At 38.5% G+C, this 21,908-nt stretch carries 19 protein-coding genes; 15 read left to right on the top strand and 4 right to left on the bottom strand.

Going from position 1 to position 21,908, the window contains the following annotated elements; translation table 11 throughout:
- Positions 1 to 39: 39 nt before the first annotated feature.
- Positions 40 to 951: a ribonuclease Z gene (gene rnz, locus MK805_RS15950; RefSeq protein ID WP_240876914.1), complete on the bottom strand. Its 912-nt coding sequence runs from the start codon at positions 949 to 951 to the stop codon at positions 40 to 42.
- Between the two features lie 379 nt (positions 952 to 1,330).
- Positions 1,331 to 2,563 (bottom strand): cytochrome P450 family protein, encoded by a 1,233-nt coding sequence (locus MK805_RS15945; protein WP_240876913.1) that lies wholly within the window; start codon positions 2,561 to 2,563, stop codon positions 1,331 to 1,333.
- A 245-nt stretch (positions 2,564 to 2,808) separates the two neighbouring features.
- Between MK805_RS15945 and MK805_RS15940 the strand changes: the two genes are divergently transcribed.
- Entirely contained in the window at positions 2,809 to 5,451 is a 2,643-nt protein-coding gene (locus MK805_RS15940; protein WP_240876912.1) for a phosphoenolpyruvate synthase, read from the top strand.
- A gap of 120 nt (positions 5,452 to 5,571) precedes the next feature.
- Here MK805_RS15940 and MK805_RS15935 read toward each other — a convergent pair whose 3' ends face one another.
- Complete coding sequence (locus MK805_RS15935; RefSeq protein ID WP_240876911.1) at positions 5,572 to 5,865, bottom strand: hypothetical protein; 294 nt, start codon at positions 5,863 to 5,865, stop codon at positions 5,572 to 5,574.
- Positions 5,866 to 6,337: 472 nt separating this feature from the next.
- On the opposite strand from MK805_RS15935, the gene miaB reads away from it, so the two are divergent.
- From miaB to glnA, 14 genes are all read left to right on the top strand, one after another.
- Positions 6,338 to 7,810 carry a tRNA (N6-isopentenyl adenosine(37)-C2)-methylthiotransferase MiaB gene (miaB, locus tag MK805_RS15930; RefSeq protein WP_420833099.1) on the top strand — a complete coding sequence of 491 codons (1,473 nt, stop codon included), beginning with the start codon at positions 6,338 to 6,340 and terminating at the stop codon, positions 7,808 to 7,810.
- Positions 7,811 to 7,824: 14 nt separating this feature from the next.
- Positions 7,825 to 8,253, top strand: a complete 429-nt coding sequence (locus tag MK805_RS15925) for a YlbF/YmcA family competence regulator (protein WP_240876909.1) — start codon at positions 7,825 to 7,827, stop codon at positions 8,251 to 8,253.
- A 212-nt stretch (positions 8,254 to 8,465) separates the two neighbouring features.
- A complete protein-coding gene (gene cotE / locus MK805_RS15920; protein ID WP_240876908.1) occupies positions 8,466 to 9,041 on the top strand; it encodes an outer spore coat protein CotE in 576 nt (191 codons plus the stop codon).
- A gap of 167 nt (positions 9,042 to 9,208) precedes the next feature.
- Complete coding sequence (locus MK805_RS15915) at positions 9,209 to 10,561, top strand: putative amidoligase domain-containing protein (RefSeq protein ID WP_240876907.1); 1,353 nt, start codon at positions 9,209 to 9,211, stop codon at positions 10,559 to 10,561.
- Positions 10,562 to 10,682: 121 nt separating this feature from the next.
- Entirely contained in the window at positions 10,683 to 13,256 is a 2,574-nt protein-coding gene (mutS, locus tag MK805_RS15910; protein WP_240876906.1) for a DNA mismatch repair protein MutS, read from the top strand.
- A 12-nt stretch (positions 13,257 to 13,268) separates the two neighbouring features.
- On the top strand, positions 13,269 to 15,092 hold the full coding sequence (mutL, locus tag MK805_RS15905; RefSeq protein WP_240876905.1) for a DNA mismatch repair endonuclease MutL: 1,824 nt from the start codon (positions 13,269 to 13,271) through the stop codon (positions 15,090 to 15,092).
- 1 nt (position 15,093) lies between these two features.
- Positions 15,094 to 15,867 carry a class I SAM-dependent methyltransferase gene (locus MK805_RS15900; RefSeq protein WP_240876904.1) on the top strand — a complete coding sequence of 258 codons (774 nt, stop codon included), beginning with the start codon at positions 15,094 to 15,096 and terminating at the stop codon, positions 15,865 to 15,867.
- The gene (miaA, locus tag MK805_RS15895) at positions 15,864 to 16,793 is read left to right on the top strand and encodes a tRNA (adenosine(37)-N6)-dimethylallyltransferase MiaA (RefSeq protein WP_240876903.1); all 930 of its coding nucleotides are present in this window, start codon (positions 15,864 to 15,866) and stop codon (positions 16,791 to 16,793) included. The genes MK805_RS15900 and miaA overlap by 4 nt, the downstream gene beginning before the upstream one ends.
- Positions 16,794 to 16,827: 34 nt before the next feature.
- Entirely contained in the window at positions 16,828 to 17,079 is a 252-nt protein-coding gene (gene hfq, locus MK805_RS15890) for an RNA chaperone Hfq (protein ID WP_240876902.1), read from the top strand.
- A 101-nt stretch (positions 17,080 to 17,180) separates the two neighbouring features.
- Positions 17,181 to 18,119: an AAA family ATPase gene (locus tag MK805_RS15885; RefSeq protein WP_240876901.1), complete on the top strand. Its 939-nt coding sequence runs from the start codon at positions 17,181 to 17,183 to the stop codon at positions 18,117 to 18,119.
- Between the two features lie 48 nt (positions 18,120 to 18,167).
- The gene (locus tag MK805_RS15880) at positions 18,168 to 19,403 is read left to right on the top strand and encodes a methionine gamma-lyase family protein (RefSeq protein WP_240876900.1); all 1,236 of its coding nucleotides are present in this window, start codon (positions 18,168 to 18,170) and stop codon (positions 19,401 to 19,403) included.
- 14 nt (positions 19,404 to 19,417) lie between these two features.
- Complete coding sequence (locus tag MK805_RS15875; RefSeq protein WP_240876899.1) at positions 19,418 to 19,909, top strand: DUF456 domain-containing protein; 492 nt, start codon at positions 19,418 to 19,420, stop codon at positions 19,907 to 19,909.
- A gap of 107 nt (positions 19,910 to 20,016) precedes the next feature.
- Positions 20,017 to 20,400, top strand: a complete 384-nt coding sequence (locus MK805_RS15870) for a MerR family transcriptional regulator (protein ID WP_240876898.1) — start codon at positions 20,017 to 20,019, stop codon at positions 20,398 to 20,400.
- Between the two features lie 24 nt (positions 20,401 to 20,424).
- Positions 20,425 to 21,762 carry a type I glutamate--ammonia ligase gene (gene glnA / locus MK805_RS15865; protein WP_240876897.1) on the top strand — a complete coding sequence of 446 codons (1,338 nt, stop codon included), beginning with the start codon at positions 20,425 to 20,427 and terminating at the stop codon, positions 21,760 to 21,762.
- A gap of 53 nt (positions 21,763 to 21,815) precedes the next feature.
- Here glnA and MK805_RS15860 read toward each other — a convergent pair whose 3' ends face one another.
- Complete coding sequence (locus MK805_RS15860; protein ID WP_420833056.1) at positions 21,816 to 21,908, bottom strand: IS3 family transposase; 93 nt, start codon at positions 21,906 to 21,908, stop codon at positions 21,816 to 21,818.

Genomic DNA, 21,908 nt, shown 5'->3' with positions numbered 1-21,908 from the left:
TTTGCAATTTTTCCCATCTATTGTGCCGCTTTGAGTCTATTAAATTTCATAGAATTGGTGTTCGTTTGCTATTTGGGCATTTGGAAAGATGCTTCTCACTTCTTCTATCAAATCATCTTCCATTACTTCATGGTAACGAGGACTCAAGTGGTTTATGATTAATTGTTTTGCTTCGGCTTTTTGGGCAGTGAAGGCAGCTTCGATAGTTGTAGAATGAAAGTATTGGGATGCTTTATTTTGTAATTTATGAAGTTGTGTAGCTTCATGAACTAATAGATCAGCATTTCTAGCTAATATGATACTATTTTGACATGGTAGCGTGTCTCCTAATATCGTAACTATTTTACCTGGTGTAGGAGCATCTATGAATTGCTTCCCATCTATTTGTCTCCCGTCTGGCAAAATGACAAGTTCTCCACGTTTTATTTTTTGAAAAATGGGACCAGGTTTTATCCCTTGAGACAGTAGTTTTTTTGTATTCAGTTTGCCAGGTTTATCATTCTCTTCTATACGAAATCCAAAACACGTAATTCTGTGTTCAAGTTGTTTAATACGAATCGTAAAATGTTTTTCAGTTAAAGTCATTTCATCTAGTATCTCTACATAGTCAATTGGATGACTTAAATGAGTTTCACTTATGGATAGGGTAACTTCTATAAATTCTTTGATTCCTCTTGGTCCGTAAATGGTGAGTGGAGACTCTGTCTGAAAAGAACGTGTACTGAGTAATCCAGGTAAACCATAAATATGATCCCCATGCAAGTGAGTAATAAATATACGACTGATTCTACTTAATTTAATAGGAGATTTCATAATTTGATGTTGAGTTGCTTCACCACAATCAAATAACCAAATATCGCCATTGTATTCTGGTAAAAGGAGTGCTAAAGAAGATACATTTCGAAAATTTGTGGGTACTCCTGCACTCGTTCCTAAAAAGTAAAGTTTCATAAGAATGTCCCTTTTCGTTTTTATATCTATTTCAGGTATGTAAACAGATAAAGATATTGTAACAAAAGCTTTGTCCAGTTTGCCAATAGTGTGCAATTGTATTTGCAAGGTGACCTAGCTATGAAAAATTGAATTCAAATACTTAGATAATTAATTAAATAGAGCCTGTTGCATTATTCAACGTAAAAGCGCAGATGCGGGTGGGTGAAGCGTCCTTTGTGTTTTTTCAACAACAGACGCGGAGAACACACACATCAAGCGACTTTATCCAGTGTTCAATTTTATTTATGCAACAACCTCTAAATATTGAATCAAGTATCGATGTGCAAGAAGGAAAAAGATAAGAACGGAAGTGTCGTCTTCCGTTCTTCTTCAACAGTTAGAAGGTTACAGGTAACTTTTCCAGTGAACGAAGGGTACTTGCTTGATAATGAAGCTGGTCAATTTTCGTATTTAATCGTAGGTGAGGAAATCGACGAAGCAAGGTACCAAATGCGATTTTTCCCTCTAATCGTGCCAGTGGAGCCCCCAAACAGTGATGAATACCCGTACTAAAAGCAAGGTGTTCCGCTTCATCTCGAGCAATGTTTAGTTCATCGGGATGGGTAAATTTGTTGAGATCTAGATTAGTGGAAGCTATGGAAATAACGATATTATCTCCTTTGCGAATGTTTTGTTCATGAAGTGCTATATCTTCTCCAGCAATACGATTGATAATCATAACAGGTCCAGTATAGCGTAGTAGTTCTTCTACAGCAGTTGAAAGCAGGGAAGGATTGTGACGCAACAAATTCATTTGCTCGGGATGCTGCATGAGTGCTAGCATCCCATTTGCGATCAAGTTAGCCGTGGTTTCATGACCAGCAGTGATGAGTAACCAAATAGTAGAAATTAATTCATTTTCGCTTAATTTATCTCCTTCTTCATATGCTTCTATTAAGCTGCTAATCACATCGTCCCTAGGGGATTTACGTTTCTCGTTTATTAATGCTTTGATGTAGCGAATAAAATCTTCAAGTGCAGCAGCAACCATTCCTGCTTGTTTTGGATCTAAAGAAGCTTTTTCGATTTTTTGAGTCCATCCTCGAAACTGATTTCGGTCATTTTTCGGGATTCCTAGCATCTCTGAAATGACTAAAATAGGTAATGGATAAGCAAAATCTTCGATGAGATCCATTGTGTTCTTATCCATTACCTTGTCCAATAGCTCATCTGCTATTTCTTGTATTCGGGGTTGTAGACCATCGATCATTCGAGGAGTAAATGCTTTAGACACCAATCTACGCAAGCGAGTATGGTCTGGAGGATCAACTGTAAGCATATTTGGCATCGTTTTCAACCATTCTACTAAGACACTAACAGAAGTATTTTCTTGGAGTTTTTCTTCCTCTATTTGCTGAGGCTGAAACTTGCGCATATCTTTTAGAAAACGTTTGTCCTTCAGTATACTAAGAGCATCATCGTAACGATGTACAAGCCAGGCTTTTCCCATACCAAAGAAATCATCAATAGGAACAAGGGCTTTCTCCTGAAATTGTATTTTTTCGTGGAACTTAGCGAAATCTTTCATATATTCTGGTGAGATAAAATCATTACTCGTGATTTTTTCCATTTTCATTCCTCTTTCTTTTTTAGAAATGAATCAATTGATTGGAGATTTTTTCTGATTGACTATATGGTCAATTGGTTCCTAGATTTATTTTATCCCATATCGACCTGATGGTCAATCACAGGAGGATGAAAGAAAGGATAATTCTCTGAAAGGAATAAGCCAGTAAAAAGTGAGTACTCACTTTACTTTGTAGGTGATTTGAGCTAAAGTAAAGAAAAAACATTGCTTTTTTTGGAGGGAAGTTCATGTGTGCGAATATTTTATTTTTTGCACAGATTCATGCCGAAAATATTGGGGAAGTGGGAGGAAAAGGGGCTAATTTGGGTGATTTATTTTCAGCTGGTTTTCCTGTACCTGATGGTTTTTGTGTAACTACTTTTGCTTACCAATCCATTATTGAATCGAGTTCTGAAATGGAAGCACTGCTAAAGGAGTGCACAAAAGTAAATGCAAATAATCTTGATGATATAAAAGATATAGGAAAACGGATTCGTGATCATATGGAGAGTTTGGCGATTCCAAGTACTCTCCAAAAAGAAATCATAAACGCTTGGAAATCTATTGGAGATAACTACACCTACGCAGTAAGATCAAGTGCTACAGCCGAAGATTTACCATCTGCATCATTTGCCGGACAGCAAGATACGTATTTAAATATTCGAGGAGAGCAGTCCTTGTTAGATGCCATCCGTAAGTGTTGGGCATCTTTATTTACAGATCGTGCCATTGCTTATCGGGCGAGAAATGGATTTGATCACCGTCAAGTTTATTTGTCTGTAGTAATACAGCGCATGGTTCATCCCGAAATTTCTGGGATTCTTTTTACTGCTGATCCTGTAAGTGGAAATCGACTGGTGACTTCTATTGATGCAAGCTTTGGATTAGGAGAGGCTCTTGTATCGGGATTAGTGACAGCAGATTTATATAAAGTAAAACATGGAGAAGTCATATCAAAGAAAATTTCAACCAAAAAAATAATGATTGAATCGCTTGAAGATGGCGGGACGAAACAGAGCGATATACCAGAAGAAAAGCAGAATCAACAAGTACTATCTGATACTCAGATTTTGTCTCTTGCTGATCTTGGAAGCCGAATAGAACAGCATTTTGGATTTCCGCAAGATATTGAGTTCTGTGTAGAAGATGGAAAGTTTTTTGTGGTTCAAAGCAGACCGATTACATCCTTGTATCCCATGCCAAAGATAGAATCCGAAACATTACGTGTCTTTTTATCTTTTGGGCATATTCAAATGATGACAGAACCGATGAAGCCATTAGGTATATCTATTTTTCAAACGCTTTTTCCATTTGGAAAAGAACAAGCAAGTACAACAAGCAAGTACATTTTGCCAGCAGGTGGAAGGCTATTTGTAGATCCATCAGATATATTGCGATATTCACTGGTTAGGAAAATTATCCCTAAAATTTTATCCAATATGGACAATAAGATGAGCCTTGCCCTTCAAGAAGTAATAAAACGTCCCGACTTTACTGCTGTTCCGCCTTCTAAAGAAATTGGTAAAGCAGTGAGAAAAAATATTTCCCCAGTAGTGAAAGAGGTTTATCAAAATATATTTCGAAGAGATCCTTTTTTAGCAAAAAATCGAGTTGAGATCTATATACAAGAACAACATACGGAATGGAAAGAGTCTCTTACAGGGTTAGAGGGGTACGAACAGTTAGTAAAAATGCAAAAATTATTATCTACTTCTTTATTATCCATTTTTCAATATCTATTTCCCTTTATCGCTCCATTTCTTTTGACAGCTGGCTTATTAAAGAAATATCTTCATGATTGGGTTCAAGATGATCAAGCCTTACAAAAACTGAGTCAATCTTATGATGGAAATATTACAAGTGAAATGGGACTTGCAATTGGAGATTTAGCTGATCAATTACGAATATTGCCTGATGTAGTGCAATATTTACAAACTGCTGATGACTCTACGTTTTTTACAGGATTAGATAAGATAGAAGGAGGAAAGCAGTTTCAGCAGGTGTTTCATGATTTCATAGAGAAATTTGGCCAAAGATGTCCTGGTGAGATAGATATAACAAACCCTAGATGGAGAGAGAAGCCGACTTTATTAGTTCCAGCAATTTTGGGACATATGAGAAGTGTAAAAACTGGGGAGCATAGAAGAAAATTTCAATCAGGGGCAGAGCAAGCAAAAGAAACGGAAATAAGAGTGCTTCAACAATTGAAACGTCATCCCATTCGTTATCGAATCATGAAGAGACTGATCAAATTATACCGTAACTTAGGAGCGCTTCGAGAGCACCATAAATATTTCCTCATTACCCTATTAGATGAATGCAAAAAAGTGATCATGAAGCAAGCAGATGACTTAGTAGTGAAAAAAGTAATCATGGATCGTGAAGATGTATATTATTTGTCACTTCCCGAAATCATTCAATTAGTAAAGGGGGAAGAGATAGAGGATTTGTCACAAACCATAAAAAATCGAAAAGAAGCGTTCATTATGCAACAAAAATGGACTCCTTCACGAGTGATGACAAGTGAAGGTGAAACAGTTACCCCTAGATCAAAATTAGAAAATTTACCAAAGAATGCCTTAGTTGGTACACCTGTATCGGCTGGTGTTGTACAAGGAAAGGCTCGAATTGTATATAAACCAGAAGAAGCACAGTTGCATGAAGGAGAAATACTGGTAGCACCCTTTACAGATCCAGGGTGGACGCCTTTGTTTCAATCTGCTATCGCATTGGTCACAGAGGTAGGCGGACTGATGACACATGGATCCGTAGTTGCGAGAGAATATGGTATTCCCGCCGTAGTTGGGGTAGAAGATGCGTTGAAGAAGATAAAAGATGGTCAAATCATACGTGTGGATGGGACACAAGGGTTTGTAGAGTTTGTAGAATAAGATATATGTATAAATACCCTTATTTCTTTAAATGATTTCAGGAGGTAAGGGTGTTTTTACTTGCAACATAGGCGCCCCCCGACCTGATTTTGGTGGGTCGGGGAGCTATCGCCCAAGTGCTCAGAGTCGATCACCCTTCACACTGAGAATCCTCTTCTCATCGAATCGGATCTCGGTTTCGAAGTGGTAGAACCAGTCTTTCTCTGTCACCAGTGTGATGCACCCTTCCTCTACGAAGGCCTTTTCATACTTGCCTTTGTGGGTGGACTGCCGCCTGACAGGGATGCCGAAGATTCGTTTCTCCGGAATGATGACCTTGTACTCCACACCTTCACGAGTGTACCTGAGATACCCTCCATTGGGAAGGCGGATTTCATTCTCTGTGCTTGTACTTGGGTGATTGTCAGCAATCATGGATTTCTCCTCTCGCTTGCTTAAATTTAGTATATCGAATTATATTTCAATATGCGAGAAAATTTTTTATAAACAGGTTTGCCATCCAAATCAAAAAATAGGAATAAATAACTCTACTATTCTAAAAGGAGAACAAAAAGGTAAGTTAGGTCCATTCGTTTCTGTGATAGAAGTGATGTTATAATTATTATTGCTAACAAATGGTAAAAGGAGATCGAAATATTATAAAAGAAAGTTTAATGGTGTCATTTATTCTTTAAAAGTTCACGATTTATTCTGCTGTTATATTAGTGATGCTAGTTTTATAAGCAAAAGGAATCCCAAATGACATTTTTGTTTTTAAAGAAAATAAAATAAACAAGTTTGCAATCCAAACGATTTGAAGAAAATGCATATATCCGATATAATAGTCAAGTTACAACGCTGAAATCATTGATCTGAATAGATATTCCATATAGAGAGGGTGGAAACCGTGAGTGGAAAAGATTACAGCAAATATTTTATTGCTCCTGATTTGAAAGAAGCGAAAAAGCGGGGCAAAGAAGATATCCAAGTTTTACAATTCGATCAGATACCACAAGAGATGCAAGGTATTGGATCAGGTAAGAAGTACATGATTGAAACATATGGCTGTCAAATGAATGTCCACGATAGTGAGACCATTGCTGGGATATTAGAACAAATGGCATATACACGAACAGAATCTCATCAAGATGCAGATATTATTTTATTAAACACTTGTGCAATCCGCGAGAATGCAGAAGATAAGGTGTTTGGTCATATTGGCAGTCTGAAAGCCTTAAAAACGGAAAAACCTGATCTTATACTAGGCGTTTGTGGATGTATGTCACAAGAAGAATCTGTTGTTTCACGTATCTTGCAAAAGCATCAGCACGTAGATTTAATTTTTGGGACTCATAATATACATCGATTGCCATATCTTTTATTTAATGCATTGATGTCCAAAGAAATGGTAGTGGAAGTATGGTCCAAAGAAGGCGATGTCATAGAAAACATGCCAAAAGTACGTGCAGATGGACTTCGGGCATGGGTTAATATTATGTATGGATGCGACAAATTTTGTACGTATTGTATTGTACCATACACTCGAGGAAAAGAACGCAGCCGCCGGCCTGAAGATGTATTAAATGAGATTCGCGATTTGGCTCGTCTTGGCTATCAAGAGATCACTTTGCTCGGGCAAAACGTCAATGCCTATGGAAAAGACTTTCATGATATCACCTATCGTTTTGGAGATCTGATGGATGATGTAAGAAAAATTGGCATCCCTAGGGTTCGTTTTACTACTAGTCATCCTAGAGATTTCGATGATCATTTGATTGAAGTATTGGCCAAAAAAGGGAATTTAGTGGAACACATTCATCTTCCTGTTCAATCAGGAAGCAGTGAAGTGTTAAAATTAATGGCAAGGAAATATGATAGGGAACGTTATCTGGAATTAGTGGCGAAATTGAAAAAAGCTATTCCAGACGTTGTGCTTACTACTGATATTATTGTTGGATTTCCAGGAGAGACGGAAGAGCAGTTTGCTGAAACTATTTCTTTGGTAAAAGAGGTAGAGTATGATATGGCATTTACATTCATCTACTCACCTAGAGATGGCACTCCAGCAGCAAAAATGAAAGACGATGTACCAATGGAAGTCAAGAAACGTCGTCTTGCTGAATTGAATGATGTGCTAAATGAAATTAGTAAAAAGAAAAATGCTTTATTACAAGGCCGAGTTGTCGAAGTTTTAGTAGAAGGAGAAAGTAAAAAAAATCCAGATGTGCTCTCTGGTAGAACAAGAACAAATAAATTAGTTAATTTTGTTGGGCCAAAACATTTGATCGGAAAAATGGTTTATGTCTCTATTGAAAAAGCACAGACATGGACATTGAAAGGCAAATGGGTGGAAGAAATATCTAAATCTCCAGTAGCATAGGGTGGGTGGATAAGATGTTAGAACATCCAGTTTTGAAATCTGCTGAGCTTTTCGCTGAAAAAGTACGTACAAGTTCTGAAGTAGAGCGATTCCATATAGCGGAGCAACAAGTCAATAATAGTCAATCTGTGCAAAACTTGATTGAAACGATAAAAAAGAAACAAAAAGAATTGGTTCATGCCAAACATTATGAGAAAACAGTGTACAGAATGCAACTAGAAAAAGAACTGGATGAACTGAATGATAGACTGGATCATATGCCTATTGTGTTGGAATATCAGCAACGGCAGGTAGAGATGAATGAGTTACTACAAATGATCCAACAAGTAATTGCTCAAACTGTTTCCGGAAAACTAGAAGTGGAGACAGGTGGTGTAGTCGCAAGTGGCTGTGGTAGTGGCGGTGCTTGTGGTTGTGGCAATAAACATAAAAAAACAGGTTAAATCGAGCAGGTAGGAAATTTCCTATCTGTTTTTTTATTAGAAAAGAAAAGACAATTTGCGCATTTGTATCATTTTTTTCTTATTTTTGCGTAATACATGTTATAAGATCAAAATCATTTGTACGGCTTTAAAAAAGTCTATGGGTTTTTAGCACCCAAGGCAGATGCCCTGCATACATTGGTTTTGAAAGACCGTTGGAGGAGGGAATTTAGGTGCCAAATACAGATAGAGTAGTGGAATATCGTCAGGTTATTACAAAAGCGGTAGTTGGGAAAGGGCGAAAATTTTCGCAAGTTACTCATTCCATTGAAACACCTGACAATGTACACAATGTTTTAGGGGCATGGGTAATTAATCATCAGTACGAATCTGCAAAAGTTGGAGAAGCAATTGAAGTACAGGGAAGCTATGATGTGAATATTTGGTATTCCACTAAAGGAAACACCAAAACAGATGTGATGAAAGAAACAGTAAGATATGTGGAACAAGTTCCACTCAGTTATTTTGACCCACATACGAGAGAATTAAGTGTTTCTGTAAGTGCTACAGCTACACAAACACCAAATTGTGTAGAGGCATCCATTTCATCCAATAATGATGCGGTGATCGTTCGGGTAGAGAAAGAGTTTGCAGTTGAACTTGTTGGTGAAACCAAAATTACGGTTGCCTGCTATCCAGCAGAATATGCAGAGATTGATGATAAAGATTTTGTTTTCCAATCCCAAAATGGGGAGGAAGGATTTGAAGAGTTGGATCCAGACTTGATCATTGATGATTTAGAAGATTAATCCCCCCAAAAAGTTTCCCCTTTTTGGGGGTACCAGAGAAGGCGGAGGAAGAGGCCTTCTTTTCTTTTTCATGGGTAAATATAGGAAAGATAAACAAAGCTTTCTTAATAACCTATCTACCTGTTACTACATAGACTAAGGGTAGTGGCAAAGAAGGGGGAAGGTTGATGAGAGCCGTTACCCTGCGGGATGAATATGAGAAAAAACAGGGATTATCATTACTAGATGAACATGGAAAATTATCTGCTACTACCCAACTTAATGAGCATATTACGCTAAATCCAGCTCAACAAGTTGAACGAGTAGCAGATGAGGCTACAAAAAAACGTGTTTTACGAGCACACGGTATTCTTGTTCAAGACCGAGGCTTTATTATAAGACAATATATCGTGTATGTGTGTCAAACCAAAGTTCTATTTATGTATTGTTCAAAATCAGATGGTCAATGGTTACAAAAAAGACCAGCTCAAGTAAGTTATCAACGAGTTCCAATAACTGCGGATAAATCAAAAGAAGTGCAAAATGTCCAGAATATGTCGATAAGAGCCGTATATGCACTTGGTCTTGATTATGCAGTTGTAATTTGTGGGATAGCCTCTGGTAAAAATATTGTGATTCGAAAAGTAAATCCAAGCCCAAAACTCAGTTCAACAATGTTAGATGCTTATGAAAAGGCATTTAAGCAACATAAAGAAAAGTCACGCACAACCATATCTGCTAATGAATTAATGATTGGTGCCGATCCTGAATTTGTAATGCGTTCTCAAACCGGGAATATTATACTTGCGTCTAAATACTTTCCGTTACGGGGGAAAGTAGGTTGTGATGCCATTTGGTTAGGGCAAAACCGTTCTCACAAGCCATTAGTAGAAGTAAGGCCGCGTCCCTCGACAGATCCACAAATTTTGGTAGAACGCATATACCATTGTTTGTCATATGCTGCTAGGAAAGTTGCGCATATACCATGTAGCTGGTTAGCTGGTGCTATGCCATTTTCTGGTTTTCCTATTGGAGGTCATATTCATTTTAGCGGAATAGAACCTAATTTTGAAATGCTTCGTGCACTTGACAATTATTTGACTCTTCCTCTCATGATGGTTGAAGATCAAAAAGGAATTAGCAGAAGGCCAAAATATGGCTATTTAGGTGACTATCGAATCAAAAATCATGGTGGTTTTGAGTATCGCACTCCTCCCAGTTGGTTGGTATCCCCTACACTTACCAAAGGTGTTATAGCTGTTGCTAAGCTCATCATATTGAATTACCGAAAATTAACACTCAATCCACTCAGTAACCCTGATCTTCAAATTGCTTATTATAAAGGGGAAAAAGATTCTTTTCGATTTTGGACATCATTGCTTATTCAAGAATTGAAAGACTTAGATGATTACTCGCAATATGAAAAATACTTAGATCCCTATTTTGAATATTTACAGAGCGGGAAGAGTTGGGATGAATCCCGTGATTTTCGCAGAGCATGGAGACTTCCGCCTTATCGGGAAGGATACAAGAGAAATTAACCAAATCCTTGATGCAAAGTGGGCATCAAGGATATTTCTAATTCATTATGTTTTATGCCATAATCTGTTGGGCATTTTTATGATACACTAAAGAGAAATTTATTGGTTGGAGGACTTACGATTGGCTAGATATACACCCATGATTGAGCAGTATCTTTCGATAAAAAACAAAAACCAGGATGCTTTTTTGTTTTTTCGATTAGGGGATTTTTATGAACTGTTTTTTGAAGATGCTGAAAAAGCTTCCAAAATTTTAGAGATAACGTTAACCGCTCGAGATGGTGGAGCAAGTGAAAAGATTCCTATGTGTGGAGTTCCATTTCACTCCGCTTCTGCATACATAGAAAAGTTAGTAGCAGCAGGACACAAAGTTGCAATTTGTGAGCAAGTAGAGAATCCAAAACAAGCAAAAGGTGTTGTGAGACGAGAAGTGATTCGTGTCATTACTCCTGGGACTGTGATGGAAGAAAATATGCTATTAGCAACAGAAAATCATTTTCTGACTGCTCTGTATCAAGAGGGAAGTAGCTATGGAATAGCTGCTGTGGATCTTTCAACTGGAGAGTGTTTTTTAAGCGAGTTACACCAGACGTTGCCGGCTGTATTAGACGAAATTGCAACTTTTGAACCCAAAGAATTAGTAGTGGTTCATGAGCTAGCTACAAACTCGTTACTACATGATGAATGTAAACGTTTAGGCATAGTAGTTAGTGAATTTGATGATATAGATACTGTTTCATCGTTGGAGGAACAATTTCCGAATGTACATGAAGTTTGCAATACTTCTGTGCTTCTGGGAACACTTCATTATGTCTATCAGTATTTATTACAAACTCAAAAACGATCTTTGGGCCATCTTAAGCGATTGAGGCGTTATCATGCTCATTCCTATATGTTATTAGATGAGGTAGCTCGCCGGAATCTGGAATTAACGAGATCTCTTCAAAATGAGAAACGAACAGGTTCTTTACTAGCTCATTTGGATCATACGGCAACAGCAATGGGGAGTCGCATGTTAAAACAATGGTTGGATAAGCCTTTACTTTCTAAAAAGGAAATTATGCATCGACAAAATATTGTGTCTCAGTTTATAGACGAGATGATTTTGTTAGAAGAGTTAACCGATCATTTGAAAAGGGTATATGATTTAGAGCGGTTAGCAGCTCGTGTTTCATTTGGATCGGCTTCACCACGTGATCTCTATCAATTAAGAAAATCACTAGAGGAAATACCTACGATCAAGGAGAAACTTGCATCTTTTTCATCTGATGTTTTACATCGCTTGGCGGATAGTCTCGATCCTTGTCAAGGTGTACAAGCACTTATTGCATCTGCTATTGTGGATGATCCTCCTATTTCTTTAAAAGATGGAGGAGTCATTCGTGAAGGATATCATGAAGAGCTGGACAAGCTTCGGCATATTCAGAGCAATGGGAAGGGTTGGATTGCCAAATTAGAAGAACAAGAACGGAAACGCACTGGCATCAAATCGTTAAAAGTAGGTTATAATCGTATCTTTGGTTACTATTTGGAGATTACCAAATCAAATCTCCATCTTGTACCAGAAGAAGGATACATTCGTAAACAAACATTAGCAAATGCAGAAAGATTTATAACAGCTGATTTAAAAGAACAAGAACAGCTTATTTTACATGCAAACGAAAGATCACTAGAATTAGAGATGGAAACATTAAAGCAGGTAAGGGATACAATTTCTAATGAAGTTGTGCGTTTACAGAATTTAGCTGCAAAAATAGCAGAAATCGATGTTCTACATGCATATGCTACCGTTTCTATCCGCTACCAATATACTCGTCCTATTATTACAGAAAGTGATCGGTTTTATGTTCAAAAAGGCAGACATCCTGTAGTAGAAGCAGCTCAATATGAAACTTACGTAGCAAACGATATTCATTTGGATTCAGACACAAGACAAGTACTAATGATTACAGGTCCTAATATGGCTGGGAAGAGCACATATATGAGACAAGTAGCACTTATTGCTATTATGGCTCAAATTGGATGCTTTGTACCTGCTGAAAAGGCAGAGGTAGGTTTGATTGACCGGATCTTTACTCGTATAGGAGCTTCAGATGATCTGGCGCAAGGTCACAGTACCTTTATGGTAGAAATGATGGAAACATGTGAAGCATTACAAGAAGCTACTCCGAAAAGCTTAATTCTTTTAGATGAGGTTGGACGTGGGACTTCTACTTATGATGGGATGGCTTTGGCTCATGCAATAGTAGAATATGTTCACGAGGAAGTAGGTGCAAAAACGCTTTTTTCCACTCATTATCATGAACTTACCAAACTAGAATCAGAACTTCCTAAATTGAAAAATGTACATGCCAAATGTGTGGAAAAAGATGGGAAAGTAGTATTTTTGCATCGGATTGTTCCAGGAGGCGCAGATCGTAGTTATGGGATACACGTAGCGGAATTAGCAGGACTGCCTGCTCCTGTAATTGATCGAGCTAAAGAAATTCTTACTCATTTAGAAGAGTCAAACACATCTGAAGTAGCAGTCGCCAAAGAAGAAGAGCCACTCACTTTATTTTCATTTCTACCGGAAGTTAGCCCGATTGAAGAAGAAATTACTAAAGAATTGCGAGCTTGGGATCTATTGGAGCATACACCTATGGAGTCTCTACAATTTCTACAAACGTTGCAACAAAAATTGAAGTCAAAGTAGGAGGGGTGGAATTTGGCTACGATTCAAATCCTGAGTGATCATCTAGCAAATCAGATTGCTGCTGGTGAAGTAGTAGAACGCCCTGCTTCTGTAGTAAAAGAACTAGTGGAAAATGCGATCGATGCTGATGCGACGAAGATCGAAGTGGATTTGGTTGAGGGAGGAATTAGCTCCATTCGAATATCGGATAATGGTATTGGCATGAGCATGGAAGATGCAAAACTTGCCTTTGAACGTCATGCTACTAGTAAAATCCGAAATGAGAGGGATTTATCAACTATTCGAACCTTAGGTTTTCGAGGAGAAGCTCTTCCGAGTATTGCTTCCGTAGCAAGAGTAGAGTTAGTCACATCCTCAAATGATTTAGAATTAGCTACCACCATTCAAATTGATGGTGGTAGCAAACGAGAAGCAACTTCCACTTCAAGAGTAAAAGGAACGGATGTAATTGTTCGCGATTTATTTTACAATACACCTGCACGCTTAAAGTATTTAAAAACGATCAGTACAGAAATTAGCCATGTAGCGGATGTAATAGGTAGACTAGCTTTAGCGCATCCTACCATTTCTTTTCATCTCCAACACCAGGGTAGAGAACTATTTAGAAGTACAGGAGATGGAAAGCTACTCCATGCCATACTTGCTCTGTATGGGAAGCAAGTTGCGGCACAAATGGTAGCAATAGAAGCCGAAGACAGCGATTTTAAATTATCTGGATATATCGGTAAACCAGAAGTGACAAGAGCAAGTCGAAAAGCGATCACGATATTGTTAAATGGAAGGTATGTTCGTAGTATTCCTTTGACCAATACTATTTTAACTGCTTATGGAACATTGTTACCTGTTGGAAGATATCCCATTGGTGTATTTCAAATTGAGATGGACCCAAAACTCGTGGATGTAAATGTCCATCCGGCAAAATTAGAAGTAAGATTAAGTAAAGAAAAAGAACTTGCTCATCTTATCACGAAAGCGATTAAATCTGCTTTTCAACAAAAAACATTAATTCCCATAGCTACACCACCAAAACAAACCATTTCTCCACCAAAAACCAAAGTAGAGCAGATGGAATTGTCTCATGAGAAACCATATCAAAAGCTAGAAGTCAAACAACCTGCACCTATAATACGAGAGTCTAGTTCTTTTGCTTTACCAAAAAAAGAAGTAGTAGATGCTAAAGAAGATCTTCTATCACCTCTATCAGATAGTTCCTCAAACGAACGAGAACTACTAGAGGTTAAGTCGACTCGTGTTCCACTGCCAGAGTTATTGCCATTGGCACAAGTGCATGGAACATACATCGTAGCTCAATCAGCAAATGGGATGTACTTGATTGACCAACATGCAGCGCAAGAGAGGATTTATTATGAGAAGTTTTTAGTGAAAATGAAGAAAGAAGATCATCACGTTCAGCCTTTGTTAGTTCCGTTGACAATAGAATGCACCTCAAGTGAAGCACTTTTATTAGAAAACTATCTAGAAGCTCTTAAAGATTGGGGGTTGGAGCTCGAGCCTTTTGGTGGAAATACGTTTTTATTGCGTAGCTATCCAGATTGGTTTCCTTCCGTTGAAATTTATCCATTACTGTCAGAAATTATCGAGTGGTTAAGGAAACATGGTCGGGTAAATACAACAGAGTTACGAGACACTTCTGCAAAATTAATGGCATGTAAAGCAGCGATAAAGGCAAATCGTCATCTACGGATGGACGAAATGGAAGCATTGCTCCGAACACTTGCGACATGTGAAACCCCTTATACATGCCCACATGGTCGACCTATTTTAGTTCATTTTTCTACTTATGAATTGGAGAAAATGTTTAAGCGGGTGATGTAAAATGATTGTAGTCACTACTTCGCATGAACCATCCACAAAGGAAAAAGAAAAGGCAGTTGCGATTGCAGATTCCCTATCTGTTCTTTACGTGGATAGAGATCGTGCGAGTTTGGATAAGATGTATAAACAATATGAAGTCGATGGAGTATTAATAGTTACTAAACAAGGATTGCGTTACGAAAGTAGTGGCTATCCATCATTTTTTTTTCATCCAAATTTGTCCGTTGTTCGTTTGAAACAATGGTCAAAAGGCGAAAATGATGCTATGGTGCGAGCTGCGAATCTCTTAGAAGGAGATCAAGTACTGGATTGTACCCTTGGAATGGGAGCAGATGCGATTGTTTCGTCTTTTGTGACAGGTGCTAGTGGAAGAGTGGTGGGGCTAGAAAGTGAACCTTTGCTAGCTTGTATGGTAGCAGAAGGCTTAAAAAATTACTGTAGTGGAAGACCTGCTGTAGATGAAGCGATGCGAAGAATTGAAGTAATGAATTGCAATTATCGATCCTATCTGGCTAAAAGCAGGAGCAATTCTTTTGATGTGGTCGTATTTGACCCTATGTTTCGTAAAACGGTATATGGATCAAAAGCGATGCAGATGTTAAAACCACTAGCTAATCCGACTGCTGTAGATGAAGAATCAGTTGCACATGCAGTACGAGTTGCTCGTAGGAGGGTCTTATTAAAAGAGAGGAAAAATAGTAGCGAATTTGCTAGACTTGGTTTTAAAGTGATCCATCAATCTTCTAGTTATGCATGGGGAGTGATTGACCCATGAAGCCTGATTTGTTGGTTATTGTAGGACCTACAGGGGTTGGAAAGACTGCCTTGAGCTTAAGTCTAGCAAAAGCGTTTCATGGAGAGATTATTTCTGGAGATTCCATGCAAGTATATCTGGGAATGGATATTGGAACAGCAAAGGCTAGTCCAGAAGAACAGTCCACCATTCCCCATCACCTGATCGATATGCTCCAACCAGATGAGTCATTTTCGGTTCAGCAATATCAAGAAATGGCAAGACAGAAGATTGTAGAGATACAAAATCGTAATCATCTGCCTATTTTAGTTGGTGGAACAGGACTTTATATTGAAGCAGTGGTTTTTGAATATCAAATGGCAAAAGTCACTGAAAATCCTGCTATTCGGCAGGAACTAACAGAGTTAGCAAGTAAATACGGAAATGAATTTTTGCATCAGCGTTTACAACAAGTTGATCCCACCCATGCCAGAAAACTTCATCCTAATGATCTGCGAAGGATCATCCGAGCGTTAGAAGTTTATCAGTTGACTGGCAAACCTTTGTCCGAACAACAACACCGAAGTGCTTCTCCATTTGAAGCTTTGTGGATTGGGTTGACAATGCCGCGCTTAGAGCTCTACGATCAAATTAATCGTAGAGTTGATCAAATGCTTCAAATGGGTCTAGAAAAGGAAGTGAGACAATTGCTTGCTACTGGGCGATTTGAAAAGCATACAGCATCTCAAGCAATTGGTTATAAAGAGATGATTCAATACATAAAGGGTAATATTTCTTATGAAGAGGCAGTATCCTCGATTAAACAGGGCAGCCGAAGATATGCGAAACGGCAACTTTCCTGGTTTCGTCGCATTCCCGAGATTCATTGGTTTGATAAAACAGATGTACATGCGTTCATAGAAATTAACCATTTAGTAGCAGGAAAGTTTCCATCTTACAGAGAATAGGTATCAGATAAGAAGATATGGGAGGTACCACACATTGAAACAGTCAATAAATATTCAAGATACATTTTTAAATCAAATTCGCAAAGAATCCGTTCCGGTAACTATATTTTTAGTTAATGGATTTCAACTCCGTGGTTTAATCCGGGGGTTTGATAATTTTACAATCGTGATAGATAGTGACGGTAAGCAACAAATGGTATATAAGCATGCGATCTCTACTTTTACCCCAGCTAGACCAGTTTCCCTCATGTCGGCAGATGAAGCTAAAGAAGAACAAAACGCTTAAGCATGGAGAGAAAAAGTCCCTTATATGGGACTTTTTCTTTTTCACCCTTTCTAGGCACTTGCGTATAGTGGAGTGTAATGAGTTGGAAAGGGGAATGACGTATGAGTAGAAAAGTTTTATTGGAGGAAACCAAAAGACGCATACAAATCGTATTTGATCGAGATGTGGAATCTACTCCAGCAGATTGGGAAAAAGAACATCAATCACTGACGAAGTGCCTTCATTCCCTAAGACATTTAATCGGTTTAACAGAAATCAAGTCATTTGTGGAAGAGATATATGCTTGGTTAGAAATTGGGAAAAGACGTAAAAATGCTGGATTGACTCAGGAGCAACAAGTGCTTCACATGGTGTTTACGGGAAATCCAGGTACAGGAAAAACAACTGTAGCGAGAATTATAGGTGAGCTTTTTCAAGAGATGGGAGTGCTTACGCGAGGACATGTCATTGAGGTGGAACGTGCTGATCTCGTAGGCGAATACATTGGCCATACAGCACAAAAAACGAGAGAACATGTGAAACAAGCATTAGGCGGCATACTATTTATTGATGAAGCATACGCACTCTCTCGAGGCGGAGAAAAAGATTTTGGCAAAGAGGCAATTGACACATTAGTGAAGTCGATGGAAGATTATAAAAATGAATTTGTCCTTATTCTTGCAGGATATTCGCAAGAGATGGAAGCGTTTATCCGCTCTAATCCAGGCCTACCATCCCGATTTCCTATCCATTTGAAATTCCCTGATTTCTCGATAACGGAATTATTAGAGATTGCTGACTTAATGGTAAAGCAAAGAGAATATGTATTTTCAGCAACTGCAAAAGAGAAAATACGTCAGTTACTTCAAAGAGAAGCAGAAAGAAAAAATCATACGTTTGGCAATGCTAGATTTATCCGAAATTTAGTAGAGCAGGCAATACGATTACATGCTGTTCGATTGTTGAAGAAAAAAGAAGCTGATCGTCATAGTTTGATGACTATTTTACCAGAAGATATCTTATTTGAATCAATTGGACGAAAAAATTATTCTTCATGGTAGAATAGAGTTGTATAAAAAAATGATTCTACGCAGAAAAGATGGTAGTGTATGTCAAATGTTAAAACGCAGCAAAAAACAATTTCTAAAATTACCCCTATCCTTGAACAAATAGAGGAAAGGGTTGAAAGACATCAAGCAAAACTCTTAGCTGCATTTCAAAAACATAAGGTGAGTGAAACTCATTTACAATCGTCTACTGGCTATGGGTATGATGATATAGGTCGAGAAACATTAGAACGCATTGTTGCTGATTTATTTGGTGGTGAATCCGCTTTGGTTCGACCAAATATCGTTTCCGGTACGCATGCGATAGCTGCCTGCTTATACGGTGTACTCCGTCCAGGGGATGAATGGATTTCACTTACAGGGAGACCATACGATACCTTGTTTCAAATCATCGGCTCTCCTGATGATGGGACAGGCTCTCTTGCAGATTTAGGTGTGCGCTATTATGAGATTGGATTAACAGACGAACATAAAGTGGATTGGGCTAAATTTCAACAAAAAGTAACTAGTAAGACAAAACTAGTAGCAATCCAACGCTCTAGAGGCTATTCCAACCGTCCATCTTTCACCATTGCAGAAATCGCAAAAATGATCACTCAAGTACGCCGAATTTTACCGAATGCAATCATATTTGTGGATAATTGTTATGGGGAATTTGTGGAAGATCGTGAGCCTCTTCATGTGGGAGCAGATTTGATCGCAGGTTCTCTGATTAAAAATCTTGGTGGTGGTTTAGCAAAATCAGGTGGATACATAGTTGGTCGTAAAACACTGGTAGAATTGGCTTCTTCTCGATTGGTTGCTCCCGGAATTGGGATGGAAGGAGGAGCAACTCATGGTTATCTGGCTGATTATTATCAAGGATTATTTTTAGCTCCTCATGTAGTAGGAGAAGCATTGAAAGGAATGGTTTTTGCTTCTGCATTGTTTGAAGAAGCGGGTTATACTGTTTCTCCCACTTATCGAGAAAAGAGAACGGATATTATTCAGCAGATTCAGTTGGGGAGTTCAGAAAAGCTGATTGCATTTTGCCAAGCAATTCAGGCTGCTTCCCCTATCGATGCTCATGTTCTCCCAGAACCCTGTGATATGCCAGGTTATAAAGATCCAATAATCATGGCAGCAGGAACCTTTGTGCAAGGAGCGAGTATTGAGTTATCTGCCGATGGACCACTTCGTGAACCATTTACGGTTTATTTACAAGGTGGGTTGACTTTTGCCCATGTAAAAGTCGCTTTAAAACAAGCTTTGCAATCGTTAAATCAAATACAAAAATAGATAGGAGAGACGCGATGAACGTTGTAGATATTTTTTGGTGGGTTGTCATTGGTTTTTTATTTTTACTGGCATATGCAGGATTATTCCTTCCGGCATTACCTGATGTACCGTTTATATTTGCAGGTTTCCTTGTTTATCACTTTCTCATTAATGATGGGAAATTAGGTTGGTTTTTTTGGTCGATTACACTTGTAGCAACTATCGTTTTGTTTTTAATTGATTACTTTGCCGGCGGGTATGCTGCTGCAAAAGTAGGAGGATCAAAGTGGTCTATACCAGCTGCTGCCCTCGGTGTAATTGTTTTTATGTGGCTTCCAGCAGGATTTCTTATCGGGCCGATCATTACGGTATTTCTTCTTGAATTATTTTTTATGCGCAGAACACCAGCAGAAGCCCTGCGAATATCGATTAGCACGTTAATTGGATTTCTCGGCGGAATGGTAGTTAAGTTTTTCTTGATGACTGCAATGATTATCTGGTTCTTAGCTTTAGTATTCTTCTTTTAGAACGCCATTTGGCGTTCTTTTTTTACACACTGATGTCAGCTTTGTTGACATAAATTTGACAGTGAAGATGACATCACCCTATAATGTTTTTCGAAGGAGGCGTTAGCGTGAATGATGATATCCGACGAAACATGTCGCTGTTTCCGATAAGCATCGTAAGTAAATTAACCGAGTTAACCGCGCGCCAAATTCGTTATTATGAAAAACATGGTTTGGTTAGTCCTGCTAGATCGAAAGGCAACCAACGTCTCTTTTCTTTTCACGATGTAGATATGCTCCTCAAAATCAAGATGCAACTAGAGAAAGGCTATAACTTGACGAGTATCAAGAATATGCTCTTGCCTAAGGAGCAAGATAAACAGAAAGAGAAGGGAAAGAAAGAGCTTTCTGATCAAGAATTACGTCGTATGTTACATAGGGAATTGTTCTCTGGTGACAAACATAAGACACCGCTTACACAAGGAGAATTATCTCGATTCTTCCGCCCATAATATTTTGAAGGGAGCCGTTTTTACATGGCCAAGCATCTATCGAAGGACGATATTTTACGAATTGCATCAGAAGAGAATGTACAGTATATCCGACTACAATTTACTGATCTATTAGGGACCATTAAAAATGTTGAAATTCCGCTTAGCCAACTAGAGAAGGCACTTGATAACAAAATGATGTTTGATGGTTCTTCTATCGAAGGCTTCGTTCGTATCGAAGAATCAGATATGTACTTATATCCCGATTATAATTCCTGGGTCATTTATCCTTGGGAGTCTGATAACGGTAAAATCGCTGGATTAACTTGTGATATATACAATCCAGATGGTACACCATTTGCTGGAGACCCACGTGGCATTTTGAAAAAAGTAATGGAAGAAGCAAAAGAACTTGGTTTTACTTCTTTCAATGTTGGTCCAGAGCCAGAATTTTTCTTATTCAAAACCGATGAAAAAGGAAATCCGACCCTTGATTTAAATGACCAAGGTGGATATTTTGACCTTGCACCACTTGATCTTGGAGAAAACTGTCGTCGAGATATCGTGTTAACCCTAGAAAAAATGGGCTTTGAAATTGAAGCATCTCACCATGAAGTAGCACCAGGTCAACATGAAATCGACTTTAAATATGGGGATGCTGTTACAACAGCTGACAACATCCAAACCTTTAAACTCGTTGTAAAAAATGTCGCACGCAAATATGGTTTACATGCAACCTTCATGCCAAAACCTCTATTTGGTGTAAACGGTTCTGGTATGCACTGTCACCAATCTCTATTCCGCGGAAGTGAAAATGCTTTCTATGACGAAAGTGACGAGTTAGGTCTAAGTGAAACTGCAAGACATTACTTAGCAGGTATCTTGACACACGCTCGCAACTTTACTGCGATCACCAACCCATTGGTGAATTCCTATAAACGACTCGTACCAGGATATGAAGCACCTTGTTATGTTGCTTGGTCTCCTAAAAACCGCAGTCCATTAGTTCGTGTACCAGCGTCTCGTGGACTTAGCACCCGTATTGAAGTACGCAGCCCAGATCCATCTGCAAACCCATACTTAGCATTAGCAGTAATGCTAAAAGCTGGTCTGGATGGTATCAAAAACAAACTTTCCCTTGTGCCTCATACAGACCGTAATATTTATGTGATGGATGAGTCCGAACGTAAAGATGCAGGGATCGAAAATTTACCAGCTAGCATCATCGATGCAGTGGAAGCATTGCAAAGCGATCCAGTTATCTGTGAAGCTCTTGGAGAGCACGCATTGGCACACTTTGTTGAAGCAAAACGCATCGAATGGGATTTATTCCGTACGACTGTCCACGAATGGGAACGAGATCAGTACATTTCACTATATTAATATCATCAAAAACCCCCACTCTTTGTACTGAACCCCAAAAGTTGAACTAAAAATTAAGCCGCAAGCTGGTTGGAATGAATCCTGTATTGAACAGGGCTCATACCAGCCAGTTTTTGTTTTATCCGTTTGTTGTTGTAGTAGTAGAT

Origin of the sequence: Shimazuella soli (assembly GCF_022511585.1) — a bacterium.
Classification (GTDB): Bacteria; Bacillota; Bacilli; order Thermoactinomycetales; family Thermoactinomycetaceae; genus Shimazuella; species Shimazuella soli.
Note: the sequence above shows the minus strand (reverse complement) of the source record. Positions and strands in the feature narration are given on the sequence as shown.